General features: G+C 45.0%; 7 protein-coding genes. 2 read left to right on the top strand and 5 right to left on the bottom strand.

Annotation, left to right across the window (positions count from 1 at the left end):
* The first annotated feature begins 53 nt into the window (after positions 1-53).
* Positions 54-1,235: an HhoA/HhoB/HtrA family serine endopeptidase gene (locus NIES1031_RS20895; RefSeq protein WP_073551382.1), complete on the top strand. Its 1,182-nt coding sequence runs from the start codon at positions 54-56 to the stop codon at positions 1,233-1,235.
* A gap of 255 nt (positions 1,236-1,490) precedes the next feature.
* On the opposite strand, the gene bcsA is transcribed toward NIES1031_RS20895, so the two are convergent.
* The 5 genes from bcsA to NIES1031_RS24560 all read right to left on the bottom strand — a co-directional run bounded on the left by bcsA (position 1,491) and on the right by NIES1031_RS24560 (position 13,012).
* The gene (bcsA, locus tag NIES1031_RS20890) at positions 1,491-4,037 is read right to left on the bottom strand and encodes a UDP-forming cellulose synthase catalytic subunit (RefSeq protein ID WP_073551381.1); all 2,547 of its coding nucleotides are present in this window, start codon (positions 4,035-4,037) and stop codon (positions 1,491-1,493) included.
* 4 nt (positions 4,038-4,041) lie between these two features.
* Positions 4,042-6,606 (bottom strand): cellulose biosynthesis cyclic di-GMP-binding regulatory protein BcsB, encoded by a 2,565-nt coding sequence (locus NIES1031_RS20885; protein WP_073551380.1) that lies wholly within the window; start codon positions 6,604-6,606, stop codon positions 4,042-4,044.
* 24 nt (positions 6,607-6,630) lie between these two features.
* On the bottom strand, positions 6,631-7,917 hold the full coding sequence (locus tag NIES1031_RS20880; RefSeq protein WP_073551379.1) for a family 8 glycosyl hydrolase: 1,287 nt from the start codon (positions 7,915-7,917) through the stop codon (positions 6,631-6,633).
* Between the two features lie 704 nt (positions 7,918-8,621).
* Positions 8,622-10,922, bottom strand: coding sequence for a tetratricopeptide repeat protein (locus tag NIES1031_RS20875; protein WP_073551378.1), 2,301 nt, complete (start codon positions 10,920-10,922; stop codon positions 8,622-8,624).
* Positions 10,919-13,012: a carbohydrate porin gene (locus tag NIES1031_RS24560; RefSeq protein ID WP_178378208.1), complete on the bottom strand. Its 2,094-nt coding sequence runs from the start codon at positions 13,010-13,012 to the stop codon at positions 10,919-10,921. Before NIES1031_RS24560 ends, NIES1031_RS20875 begins: the two co-directional genes overlap by 4 nt.
* Positions 13,013-13,431: 419 nt before the next feature.
* Here NIES1031_RS24560 and NIES1031_RS20865 point away from each other — a divergent pair, with 419 nt between their 5' ends.
* The gene (locus NIES1031_RS20865; protein WP_084544422.1) at positions 13,432-14,244 is read left to right on the top strand and encodes a hypothetical protein; all 813 of its coding nucleotides are present in this window, start codon (positions 13,432-13,434) and stop codon (positions 14,242-14,244) included.
* Positions 14,245-14,503 lie beyond the last annotated feature (259 nt).

Here is a 14,503-nt window from a genome sequence, read left to right as displayed (position 1 = left end):
AAAATCAAAACAGAGTAGTCGTTACATAAAAAGCTGGTTGAAAATAGATAGGTATGCATGTGAAATCATGGTTGATGCGCCTTAGTACTCATATATTAGCGATCGCGCTGGGAGTTATTCTGACATTTAGCACTTTGCGAGTGTTACCGTGTCAAGCAGCATCTATCGCTGAAAATAACACTAGCATTGCGCAAGCTAAAGCCCCAATAACCTCAAATAGCTTTGTCACCGCCGCAGTCAATCGCGTTGGATCTGCTGTAGTACGCATTGATACCGAGCGTACAGTAACACGTCGGGTTCCTGAGCCATTTCTAGAAGATCCTTTCTTTCGCCGCTTCTTTGGCGACGGCTTTTCGCAACAAATGCCCCCAGAAACTTTACGCGGATTGGGTTCTGGGGTAATCATCGATCCCAGCGGTGAGATTCTTACCAACGCCCACGTTGTCAATCAAGCGGATCGCGTTACCGTACAACTGAAAGATGGACGCACGTTTGAAGGTACAGTTCAAGGTGTCGATGAAGTAACCGATTTAGCCGTCGTTAAGATCGATGCCGGCGGTGATGTGCCAGTTGCACCCTTAGGCGATTCGAGTACAGTACAAGTCGGTGATTGGGCGATCGCTGTTGGTAATCCTTTAGGATTAGATAATACAGTGACCCTCGGAATCGTCAGCACGTTGAAGCGTTCGAGTCGCGAAGTTGGCATTCTCGATAAACGCCTAGAATTTATTCAAACCGACGCAGCGATCAACCCTGGTAACTCTGGAGGACCATTATTAAATGATCGCGGTGAGGTCATTGGAATTAATACCGCCATCCGTGCAGATGCAATGGGAATTGGTTTTGCGATTCCGATTGACAAAGCCAAAGCAATTAAAGACAAGCTGATGCGCGGCGAAAAAATCGCTCATCCTTATTTAGGCGTGCAAATGGTAACACTTACCCCACAGCTAGCGAAACAAAATAACAGCGATCCAAATTCACCGCTTAACGTACCAGAAATGAACGGTGTACTCGTAGTGCGAGTCATCCCAAACTCTCCAGCCGCACTCGGAGGAATGCGTCGCGGAGATGTAATTGTACAAGTTGACCGTCAACCTGTATCTACAGCCGAGCAACTGCAAAATATCGTAGATAATAGCGAAGTCGGTCAAACCTTACAAATCAAAGTTCAGCGCGGTAAACAAACGCAACAACTATCAGTACGCACTGGCGAACTAGAAAACAACTACTAGTGATAACGAGGACTTACCTATAGCGTAAGTCCTACCACATCATTAAACTCGCGCATAAATTCAAACTTCAATATCCTGATACCTCCAGTTCCATAAACACAGTACAGTGAGAGGACACGCAAGGCTTCTAAACAACTAAAAAACTCAAATGGGGGCTAATACCATTAACTACGGGCAAGGCACTGCCTTGCTCCTCTGACCTCTGCTACCCAGATGTCGCAAATTTAAAGTGAAATGGTATAACTATACTATTCGCTACAAAGTCAGTAACAATTCCTTAATCTTCTCACCTTGTTTTTGCTTAAACTGTTCAGGAAACTGTAACTCGATTGTTAACAATAAGTCAGACTCGCTGTCATTAGGACAAACCTCTACATGAGCAATTTGAGCTAATAGACGATTGGAAGCGCTGTTATTATCAACAAGTAAACCCACAAGTGGCTTTTCTTGCTTCATCTTTGTAATATCCTGCTCTTGTAGCTGTTTTTCAGAAGACTTAGCATTACCATCAAGCTCAAACCTTAAACTACTCGCTCCGATTTCAGTCGCTTCTCCCGCATAAAATTGTCCTTCCCAGTAAATTTGTGCTGGTGTTTGAACGCGTTTGCGTACTTGTTTGACACTACGCTCTGGCTCAAAGTCGCGGAATGAACGTGTTAAGCTTGTAGCCAGAAACTTAAATGACTGAAACGGTCGATCGACAATTTCGCGTTTTTGTCCGTACCACTCTTTCACATCTGAATAGAGAGCCAATACTAAATTATCTAACTGTGCGCGAGTCGGATTGATAAAATCAACGACGACATGAATTTGAGTATCATTAATCGGCGTCCAGCGGACAATTCTACCATTGAGAAATGCGCGCGCGCCGTAATCGCCAATAATTTCGACTTCAACTTCATCAGGTAAGTTAGCCCACGAATCGAGCGCGATCAGCGCGCCCGTTTCTGAAATATTCACCGTAATTCCTGGAACGCTTTGATTTGCGCTATAAATCACCACACCAAGATGGCGCTGCAAACGGTGTGCAGTACGTAATTGCGGCTGTTCAAAAGCAACAAGGCAAGCAGCTACTAATAATATCAAGTTAAAAACGCACCACAGCGCGTTAACTAAAACCGCCTCGCTATCTTCGGGACGCAGCAACAACCAGAAAGGAACCGCCAGCAGCGACGCCACAACCAGCGCAGTCACAATTAACAGTGGGCGTACCGATTGCCAATCAAAAGTGCGCTTATCGACAGTTTGTCCTTTATCCGTAACGTTGAAAGAACCAAGTTTTGGGTTAATTAGTGCTAAAAACGTGACAATTCCTGCTTGGTACGCCATGACGAACTCAAAGATTTCGTTCCAGAACGAAAAGCGGACATGTTTGTAAGTTATGTGGTTGGTGTTTAAAGCTAAAAGAATGTGTGGTAAAGCATACGCAAGGGTTTCCAAACCTAAACCGCGAATCGGGTTAATGCTAAACAGTAAAAATAGCGTAGGAGCGATCGCATACATCAATCGTGGAAACCCGTAGAAAAAGTGCGATGTTGCCGAAAAATAACAAATTCGTTGCGGTAGTGTCAGCTTCAACTTCGGGTTGAACATTGGGTTTTCAATCCGCAAAATCTGCGCCATTCCCCGCGCCCAACGCACTTGTTGACCAACATACGCCGCGAACTTCTCTGGGGCTAAGCCCGCAACCATAATTTTGTCATAGTAAACCGTCTCGTACCCCAAAGAATGTAAGCGCAAAGACGTGTGACAATCTTCAGTAACAGTTTCTACCGCAATACCCCCAATTTGCATGACGTGTTCTTTGCGAATCACCGCCGCCGAACCGCAGAAAAAGGCAGCATTCCAGAAATCATTACCCTTTTGCAACACCTTATAAAACAGTTCATTACCTACCGGAACTTTGCCCTTCGTCATCAAGTTACGTTCAAACGGATCGGGGTTATAAAACCAGTGCGGTGTTTGTACTAAAGAAACTTTCGGATTGTAAAAAAAGCCTACCGTGTTTTGCAGAATATCTCGCGTCGGAATGTGGTCGCAATCTAAAATTAAGACTAAATCGCCTTGAGTACGGCGAAACGCAGTATTAATGTTTCCTGCCTTTGCATGATCGTTGTTTTCGCGCGTTAGCAATGTACAACCGATTTCATCGCACATTTGGCGTAACTCGGCTCTTCGTTCAGGGAATTTACGACCATCATCGAGAATATAGACGCGTTTTTTATCTGCGGGATAGTCAGTCGCTAATGCACCAAGCGCGGTTTTACGAACAATTTCTATACTTTCGTTATAAGTAGGAATATAAATATCAACTGTAAACCACTGTTCTTGGGGAATTGTCTTCAAGTCTACAGGTTTACGGTCTTTAATCTTCAGCGTTTGAAAATAGGCAAGTATAAGGGTAAAAACTGCATATAACTCGGCTCCATAAAGTAGTACGCAACTAATGCCATTAATCCAGTTGTTAAAGTTGAGCGTGTAAGAAGTTCGGTAGTAAAGATAGCGTAGCGTTGTCACGAGACTAAGCCACACCATGAACAAGTGCAAGTATTCGCTGCGCGATTTTGAGGGATTGTTTTGCTCGGCGCGAACGATAATTTGACCGATCGCAATTAAAAATACCGTCACAACACCTTGCTGCCAAACTTGTAACGGTGTGGTAATCAACGGTACTGATAGCAGCAAAAGCGGTAAGATGAGCCACTTGAGATGACGGATTTCTAATTTTTCTAGCGCTCGATCAAAACGTTGCGGCAGATCCTCAACCAGCCAATTTGCAAGTGAAATACTCAATAAAGCCATAGCTCTACTTCTTATCCTCCACTGTAGCCCGCTTGAGATACGTTTGTGTGATACCATAAAGCACTACCGCGATACCCAAAATTCCCAAGGGTAATAAATACCAATGTTCTTGTAGTAAACGCGATGCCTTGCTTAACAAACTCGCGTTTTCAATCCGCCGCTGTGGCGAACTTTGAAGAAACTTGAGTTCGTAGCCCTCAGGATCGTACGCCGCAGGATCTTGCTGATTGCTGGAAATCAGTACGGTATCTTTTTGCAGTTGGAAAAACCAAGGATCTTTATCGAGAATCTGACGGACTCGTTCTAAGCCAGTTTCGGTTTGCGCGCTGAGTGCTAAGATAACGCGATCGCGATTCCACGGTGAAACGATTGATTTAATTACCCCATCCTCATCAGGTAACGCTTGTACGGTTCCACCACCCCAAGCACGAGAAAAAACATCACTCAGGAAAAAGCCACCAGCTTGAAACACTTCCGGAAAAGGAAACTCCTGGCGCGTACCAATTCCCACCAAATGATACTTGCCCTGATCTTGGCTAGGAAAAGTCCCTGCGGTATAAACCTGCAATGCCACCGACTCGGCTTGACTCAACCGCCCCATGCGTTCGCTAAATTCCAGCATCGTTAGCAAATCGGTTTCTGAAGGCGTATCGGGTAAAACAATCGCCGTACTCGAAAGATCCTGCGGTGCGGTGAAAGGATAACCTGCTTGCAGAAGTTTCAAGTCAGGAATTTGTACCGATGTTTCGCGATTGAGACGAAAGCTTGTATCTGCATGAACTGTACCAGAAAGTTGTTGATCGGCAACAATGCCACTACACCTGTCCGGTGGTTCTTTCGAGTGCAAGCGAAATGCAACTTGAATTTTCGATGTGGGTGTAATCAGATTTTCTGGTAAGTTAATGTTGAGTGCTTTTCTAACTTCTCCCTGTTCTGAAGTCAGACGTTCTCCACCGATAAACACGCCATCGAGTAAAACTTCTACTGCTGAAGTTCTTGGGTTAACTTGCGGACCATAGCTGTAACGCAAAGTCATCGAATTACCGCGATTAAAGCGATCGCTTGGCAACGCGCGGAAGTCAAATTCAATCGGTGGCGCAGCAGAACCCCGAACCGTCACATCTTCAAACGGTTGATTATTACTTGTGGCTAAATCTTTGAGTTCAAACGAATCGCGTTCAGGAAGATAACGCGGCCATTGACGCAACCCTGGCGTAGGTGCTTCGGTTAACTGGGAAACGATCATTCCCTGTCCGGTGGCAATTTTACGGTTTTGCGACTGTACGAGGGCTTGCACCGCTTTTGTAACGCCATCAGCCCCATTTCCGGTAGCAACAAGCACAGGAACACCGCTATCTTTGGTGGTTGTCACCATCAAGACACCCACATCTTCAGGAAGCGGATCTTGATTGCCATCAAGAACTTGATTGCCAGCGATCGCAAAGGGTAAATCGAGGTTTCTTAACGCTGGTTGTTCTTCTGGCGTCCCAATAATAACAAGTCGCTGTCCTTCTACCGCATCAACGCTTTCAACTAAACTTGTATCAATTGGGCGAAACTCAGCAAATCTACCCAAAGATGTTTGAAAACGAGCCGCTGCGGTTAACCACGTCTCGCTCATTTGTTGCGGTAGCAAATACGCAATTTGATTTGGCTCAAGACTAAGTTCGTCGAAGAAAGGATAAGGATAACGACTTAAGTTAATCGGAACTGGCTGCGGAGTGTAATTAAAGATTAATTTGGAATCGGGTAAAATCTCCGTCCACAGTGTTTGATCGTTCGGTTCGCTACACGTTGCGGAATTATGCTGCTGCGCCACCATCGTTAACTCATTGAAGTTCTGAATCAAATTCGGTGGAATGTCAAACAGCACGCTGCCAATTTGTGATTGCTTGCGATTTAAGGGAACGCTACCAACACTCGTACCATTCACTCGTAGTGTCAAATTCGAGCGATTTGCAAACAACGCTGGTGAATGTTGAAAGCGAATTAAAGCTTTAACTGATTGCACCTGCCAACCACGCGGGCGAGTAAACCCCAATCGTCCTTCCGAGTAAATACCTTGTAAACGAAAGCGATTGCCAACAACAGGACTGCGATTGAACTCTAAAATATATTGACTCAAAGGTGCAGTATTTTCAGTAACCGAAGTCGGTGTCGCAGGATTAGACCTTGGTGCTTGACGCGGGCGAGGAGTTGCAGCGGGTGCAGGTGGTTGAGATCGCCTAACTTGTTGTGTAGCTGCTGGTGCTGGTGTTATTGCACGAGATGCAGGCTTTGGCGATCGCGGTTGTGCCGATTTTGCAGGTGCTGGAGTAGCGCGTTGCGGTCGATAAACTGGCGGTCTTGCCGGTGCTTTAGGCAACGCGTATTCTTGAATTAACTGCTGTTCTGCTTGCCGCAGCGTGCTTTCGCTTTGAGCTTGCGTTAAAGTCGTTGTTGAAGCAAGAACAGCGGTACTACAACCTAACACCACTAGCCAAAGAAGCCGTGGTGAGACATTGCTAGACAAGGGGAATATTATTTTAGTCTTGGGGCGAGTCGGTCGATCGCGACGAAAGCTATGCATGAGCGGTGAGTATTGAGTGCGATACTATTTGGTAAGTTGTAAAAGTTGTGTTAACTCGGTAGGCGGAAGTAACCCCAATCCCACCAGATTTTGCGTGTAGTAAGCGGAATCCTGCTCCCAAATGCCACCTTGATACTGCGGTAACAGTTTTTGTTGCAGAATCTCAGTTGCAATTGCTGGCTCAATTAGGCGAAAGGCAGCGTAGAGCATGGCATACTGCGACGTTGCTTCGTAATTGACTAACGGATTTCCTTGCAAGTTAATTTGTGCAGGAATCCGCTGTGTGGAACGCCACATTTGTTGCAGATGCTTGAGGTGATTTTGTAAAAATTGAGTTGCTCGTGGTTCTTGAAACCAAACTGCATCCCAAGCCAAACGCCACCAAACTCGATACGCATTAAAACTGTATTCGGTTCGTAATGAATGCGATACAGGTAGTGCTTGATAGTCACCTGTTTGAGTATCTAGAATGATCCAATCACTCGGTAAATTAACTCGAGATAATTTGGCAGAATCCTCTAACGCCTGGTAACTGCTATCTACAAGCGATAGCCAATCACGGGCAGGATCGACTTGCGCAAAAATCCGAAATGCGTAAGGTGCAAAGTAAGAAGGATTGAGAATGAGCAGGTGCGATCGCTCTTGAAAGGCGTCGGTAGGACCTGGAATGAGATAACGAGACCCTTGCGGAACGGCAACCGTAGACAAGTTCCATAAATCTTGCAGCTTGCTTTGTGCTAACTGTAGATAATCTGGACGTTGCCAACGGCGCGATGCAAAAATTAATGCCGTAATCGCATCGATATCGGCATCACTTGCAAAATTGCGATCGCTAATTCCCCAGTTTCCTTGCGCATCACGACCCCATTTCCATGCCCACAATTGATCCGTGCGTTTACCCGCAACAGTACGCTGGAGGTTATTTTCGCTCCAATTGAGCGTACGAGCAAATGTCGTTGGATCGTCCGCAAACACCGCCCGCAGCATGGCATACGCTTGAGCTTCTGAGGTAGAGCGATCGCTATCTTCCCGATCAATTACCCGCCCATCAGCTTGAATAAACCTTTGCCGATAAGCATTCCAGCTTTCTTGCAGTAAAATGTCTAAGTTGATCGCTGTAGCAGAGGTTGCAACAGGCGATTGAGATGGCGTCGTTACTGGTATGTTATGCAGTGGTAACTTGGATTGTTCTACCGATGAACCGGAACAACCGCTTAACCCAATGACAGCAACAATAACAGCAAGTGCAGAACTTAAAGGCAAAAAGCTCGTATTTTGAATCTGACTTTTACCTTGAGCGAGTTGCTGCATCTTGCTGATTACCTAAAATATAAATACGAAAAATCGAAAATTATAAATCCTATTTTGTGTAAAATACTAGCTTGCAATAAAATTGACGATTAATTAATATTCATTAAATAGTAAAGTTACAAATCTTCCTCCTTTAAAATTTTCCATGACGTTTATAAAGCTAGAATGCTCTAACTTCGTTTTTCAAAATTAAATAAAAACCTACAATTGAAATCTAGCTTTGCTTCTCGGTAATAACCAATAGCGAATTTACTGAGAGTTTTGATATAGTTTCTAATAGATAAAGCTCGAATTCAGTAATTGTGCGGTGGTGTATTAGGGGTCAGAGGTCAGAGGTCAGAGTTAAAAGCAAGCTAAAGTAATAGTTTTGAGCTTGTACTATGTCCTAAGTAGCTCTTCAGTTACTAAAGTATCTAATAGAAAACAAATAAATTTTTACAAGCTAAATAATTAGCATATCATATTAGTATTGTTGCCAATAATTAGTGGTAAGTCACTAGTCACCTTTACTCAGCATTTTTGTTATCACTATCACTAATTAACCGAATTTGACATCGTACCATCTCATTAAATAAAAACTGCAATTATAGCCATAGTCAACAGAGTTAGGACATTATAGAAGCTTGTATTGACTTCTCTGAGGAGAGTTTAACCCTGACCCCTGACCTCTGACCCCTGCTATAATTTCTTCTCTGCTTGCTACATTAATACCGTTCCCAGGAAGGTTGAAAGCCTCGCCGTCGGAGAAAGTTTTCTTGAAGTTGTTGCCGTTGACGCGATAGCTCGTTATCTGATGTTCCGTTGGTAAGTTGTTGTACTTGCAACTGTTCTACTTGTTCGAGCGCAGCTAAAGGTTTATCTTGGGCAGCACTTAAGCTTGCGAGCGTACGACGGATCGCTAAATCATTAGGATTCAACGCCAAAACTTGAGAATATAGCTGTTGTGCAGAGTTAAAGCGTCGTTGCTGGAACCGAATACCAGCTAAAGCAGATAGCGCATCTGCATTGTAGGGTTGCACCGTCAAGATCGTTTGATAAGCTTTGTCGGCAAGACTCAAATCGCCGATTGCTTGCGCTAGCTGTCCTTGCAAAAAATAAACACCAACATTGTTCGGATTGCTCGCAACGATTTGCGCAACTCGCGCGCGTGCTAGTGCTGGATCGCGGGAGACAAGAAGTTGAAGCGATCGCGTTTGAATCGGAATATTGTTCGGATCAATTGCCAAAAGCGCGTTGTATAAATTTTCGCGCTGCGGACTCGCAGGTAAAGCAGCCACTAAACTAAATAACTCAGCAGGTGCGTTAGTTGTAGGTTGCGTTTGCAGCCAACTGTTGAGTACAACTTCTGCTTGAGCTTCCGAGATTCGGTTTGCTTGGTAAGCAATACTCGCCCGTCCGAGTTGGACATTAGCATCTTGTGGATTACGCGCTAGAAGTTGATCGTAAAGTACCAGTGCATTATCAGGTTGATTCTGGCTCAGGTAAATTCCAGCGAGTCCTTGCAGTGCGGCATTAAGAACATCGGTATCTTGAATATTGCCTGTAATCAAAGCTTGGTAACGTGTTTGTGCTGCTGCTAGGTTTCCTTCGCGTCGCTCAATCTCTGCCGCAAGTAACTGTAGTGCAAGATCAGTTGCGCCTGCGGGAGAGGCTGCGTAAGCGGCTAAAGCGCGTTTCGCACCTTCTAAGTCGTTGTTTTGCAATAATAGCTGCGCGATTCGGAAGTTAAGAAACGGTTGATTCGCTCCTGCTAGCAGTAAATTTTGGTAGATAGGCAGAAATTCGGGTCCTGGAGGTTCAATTTGTGCCAAAGCTTGTGCTAACTGTTGCTGTTGCGTTGGATCGGTTGGCAAGATTTGCAAAACTTGATATAGCCTTCCTTTGAGATCGGCTGGCGAGATCAATCCAAGCTGACGTTCGAGCGATAGAATTTGAATTTGAATGCTAGGGTCATTCGGTTGACTCATTGCTAACTGACGATACAGATTTAGTGCGGTTTGCTGTCCTTGCGGTAAACCCCGAAAAACATCAGCAGCTTCGCGTAAAAGTTGCAGATTAGGAGTGACTGCTTGCGCAAGGGCTTGACTGTAAAGGTTTGCAACGCGTTCTGCAAGTCCTGCTGCATTCGTTCGCAGACGAATTTCATTGAGCGATCGCGCCAAAGGTAAAATTGCGTCAACTCTACCTTGCAAAGGATCTAAAATTGCTAAAGCTTCAGTAAATTGTTGATTTGCTAAGTAAGCTAACGATAGTTCAGCGCGCGCTTGAATGATGCGATCGTCAATTTGGGCAGCTTGCACTTGTGGTTCGAGAACTTGAATTGCACCTGCGGGATTGCCAGTTTGGCGTAAAGCCCGCGCGTAGGCGATCGCCGCATAGCCAGAAATGGATTTTCCCGTCGCACGATAGCGATTAAAAAGTTCTAAACCTTGTTGATAGTTACCGCTATTGGTAAAAGTTTCTGCTGCACCCAGTAAAATTTCCGGCAATGGATTGTTTGCTAAAACTGTCTGATAATCTGCTAAAGCTTCCGCAAACCGTCCTTGGTATCCGTAAAGTAACGCACGTTGAGCACGGGCTTCGGTGTCGTTGGGATTAAAACTTAGCAACGTCGTCAGTGCTTCAATCCCGCTTGCTTGCCAATCAGGGCGATAGCTACCGAGAAGGCCAACACTTTTGAGCGCTAATTGATTATTGGGTTCCTGTGCCAAGACTTGTTGATAAGTATCCCACGCATCAGAAATTTGTCCCTGTCGTCTATAGGCGATCGCTAAGCCGAGTTTCGCGGGAATAGATTGTGGATAGCGACGAACAGCTTGTTGAAAAGCAGCGATCGCATCCTTGACTAAGCCTTGATCCAGGAGCGTATATCCTCTACGCACTTCGGCTGGCAGTGCTTGTGCTTGAGCTACGGGAACACCAAGATTTACAATTTCTAAAGCTGGAGTGCCGATTAATCCTGCACACAGCGCAAAAGGTACTATGTAAGAACAAAGCTGCCTCATTGGAAGATACTCTCGATGGGACTTACGTTAAACTCGGTTTTAAGTCGAAATCCGAAAATTGTTTCAGAGAAGTCGTTGCGTTCTTGAAATGTAAAACCCAATCGCAAATTAGAGAGAAAGCGAAAATCATAGTACAACTCCAGCACATCAGGTCTATCATTCCCAGCTTGGCGACGCAGTTTATCATTCGACAAACTTCTCCCATAAGCTAAACCTAGCCTGTCATCTGGGGAAAAAACATCCAAAAAGCTGACACCCAGACTATAAGTATCGCCTCCTAGGTCTAAATCGCGGTTTTCATAGCGACCGTAACGACCAAATATTCCCATTTTGAGATTAGGAATGTAAACTTCGGCATTGACACCGTATGATTCCTCGCGATCGGCACGTAAAATTCCTGTTTCACTGTCACTTCTTACTACTTGAAACGCTTCTTGGAAACCGTCTTGAGTTCCCGCATCACGCGCTGTCGCATAAGTCCCACGAATGATCGCATTGCCATAACGAATTCCGACTTCGGTCGCGAAACCGTCGAGGGCAAAATCCCCAATCGCCCGCGCAGAAGAAAACACCGCAGCTTTAGCCTCAATGTTATCCGTGATTGACCAGTTTACCAAAGCACCAGGACGCGAGTTAACGCCCGCACTCACCAAAGCTGGGTTTGTTTGGAAAACGGAATTAAAAAACTGCGATGCTCCATCTTTAGCAAAGCTATTGCGGTCAAAGTAGGAAGTCAAATCAAGTTGACCAATCACGAACCGCAGGTTAGGCACGTTTTCTAGCGAAGTTGCTAAATAAAACTCATTGAGGCTTAATCCTTGAGTACGCGAATCAGCAAACGCATTGCCATCGGTTAAATCGACAGTAGCACCTACTAACACTCGTGGTGCAAGAGGATACACCGCACCTACGCGGGCGCGTGCCGAAGACTCATCGCCTTGATAAGAATACACGCCTTGTAACTGTAAAGCTGAAGCGCTGACCGGTTGGCTATCCAACGTAGGTTGTGTTGCCGGTGGTGCTGGAATTGGGTTGGCAGGTGTTTGCGGAATTGGTGCTAAACTTGGATTAGGAGCGCTCGGCGGTGCTGCATTGGGTAGTGCAGGTAATTGCGTTGTGACTGGGGCAAAGTAGGAACCAACAGGAGTAAAGGGGTTACTAGGTGTCGGTAATTGTTGCCCCATTGCTGTATTTGGATTGGCGATCGGTATACCACTTGGAGCATAGTAGGATGTCAAACTACCTTGGTTGACCGCATTTCCTGCAGTGTTCGGTTGCGGCATCACCGATGGTGGTAGGTACGGCAATTGCCCTGGCACTGCATAAGGAACCATCACGCCGTTCAAATTATTGCTGATCGCATTCGGTTGCGGCATTACCGGCGGTGGTAAGTACGGTGCTTGTCCTACGGGTGCATAAAGAATCATCCCGTAAGGAACCATCATGCCGTTCAAATTATTGCTTGGTGGTAGCGGCACAACTGTGCCACTGATCGCATTCGGTTGCGGCATTGCTGGCGCTGGTAAGTACGGCGGTTGTCCTGGCACTGCATAGGGAACCACTCCGTAAGGAACCATCATGCCGTTCAAATTATTGCCTGGTGCTGGTGGTAGCGCATTACCACTGGTAGAATTTGGTTGCGGAACTCCAGGACTCGCGGGAACGGGTAGTGGTGTAGGTGCTGTTTGGACATAAAGCGGTTGTCCGATAACGCCATAAGGATAAGCATTGTGATTCGGAACTTGCGGCGCATAAGGTTGCGGTATGACACCTGGGGCATTTCCAGCACCCTGCATATAAGGCTGTGGTGTCGCAACCAAAGGCGGATACGGGCTTTGACTTCTTGCTGAAAGTTCTTGCTGCCATGTTCTTGCCGGAACCATCGATGGCGGTTGCGCAACTCCATTCGGCAGAGGAGTAGGAATTGGCAAAAACTGATTGTAGTTAGGATTTACCTGCTGAGGTTGAATATCAGAGAAATTTGGTGGCGCAAGGTTTTGCGCCGGTAAGCTTGGCAGTTGCGTTATCTGATATTGCGATTCAACGTGTTTACCCTGTTCTACAGAATTGGCGTGAGCAGGTTGTATCACACTCGTTTTTAGCAGGCACGCAGCTAGTGCGCTCGTGCCTACTAAGCTGATTAACTTGAATTGATTCAAAAAGGCGAATAAAAGACGATCAGGTACAGTTTGGCTCATCACACCCTGGTTATGTGGCTGATTAATTCTTCAGAGGCAGACTGACGCCACTTTAACAAACCTTATTTCGATCGACGAGTCTAGCGAGTCTATATTTTCGCTTAAAAAGTTTTAGCCAATGGCTAGTAACCGTAGATTTGACGGGATGAGCGCCCTAATGAGGGTAAATAAAACTACTAAATTAGTTCACCAAAGTTTCATAAAAATTCTTTGTGAAGGTCTCTTGTTGAACTGAAAAAGCAAGATTATCCTGGAACAGTAGTTTTCTGACTTTTGAAGCACAAACGGTGCCTACTGGTATCTAATATTTTTTGCCTTATTTTGAAATTTTTGAGCAGAATACTGAAAAATTAATGTTTATTTGTGGCGATCGCGCTATGCTTACCCATTTATATCAATTTATTTTACAAAAAATTAAAATCTTCCCTCGGATGACAGCTTACGGTTTACTACTGCTGTTGTGTGTCAGCTGCTCGCAACGTTCATCATTACCAAATGTAGAACTCAACATCAACAAGGTGAAAGCGACAAGTCGTCCTGGAGTTTACAATGTCGCAGGTAGCACCAATTTACCCGATGATAGTCAAATTGTCGTCACAGCAGTGCGTTATTTACGTCTTGCACAAGAGCGATCGCTTAATCCTAACTCGTCTACTAATACATACTCAATCTTGGCGCGGCAAAGTGTGCCAGTATCTGCTGGAAAATGGCAAACTACGCTTAACTTTTGGCAAGTTGCACCAGATGGGCGCTTCCAAGAAGCTTGGCAGATGGAAGCCGCATTGCAAAACTCATTACAACCAGCAACAACGGTTAGTTTTATTGCTACTTACAAACCTTCAAGCCAGCTAACAGCAACACAACAGCAAATTCCAGAATTACAAGGGAAACTAGTTCGCTTTAGTAATGATGGAGAAGAGTATGTACAGGCAAGTCAAACTTTACTAATTGCTTTGGCTTCTGGAAAAACAACTCCTCCAAGTATTCAGCCAGAAGATATCAATGGTGGTTGGGGAAATCGCGCAGAACTTAGAGTCGATAATCCTAGTAGTACTACACGTCCAAAAGTAATTAGAACAATTCAATCAAATGCGCCACTTTCTGGGTCTGAATATTTACGTTAATTAACTATCCTTCCTAGGAATTTAAAAGAGTAGGTGTGTTTGATACATAAAAAAAGACGCCTTGTTTGCGTCAATAATTATTGAGTTTTTTTCTAATTAAAATTTCAAAAATCTCAGTTACTTAAAGCATTCTGTCTGGGAACATGTCACTTTTTCTACAAGCAATTATGCTGAGCGGCTGGGCAATGGTGAGTCAATTAACCCATTCAGATAAGCACAACGATGAGCTAACACTTGCGGGACATTTTCCCGCTTCCAC

Source organism: Chroogloeocystis siderophila 5.2 s.c.1 (assembly GCF_001904655.1).
In the GTDB taxonomy this organism is placed as follows: domain Bacteria; phylum Cyanobacteriota; class Cyanobacteriia; order Cyanobacteriales; family Chroococcidiopsidaceae; genus Chroogloeocystis; species Chroogloeocystis siderophila.
This window is presented reverse-complemented; position numbering and strand designations above follow the sequence as displayed.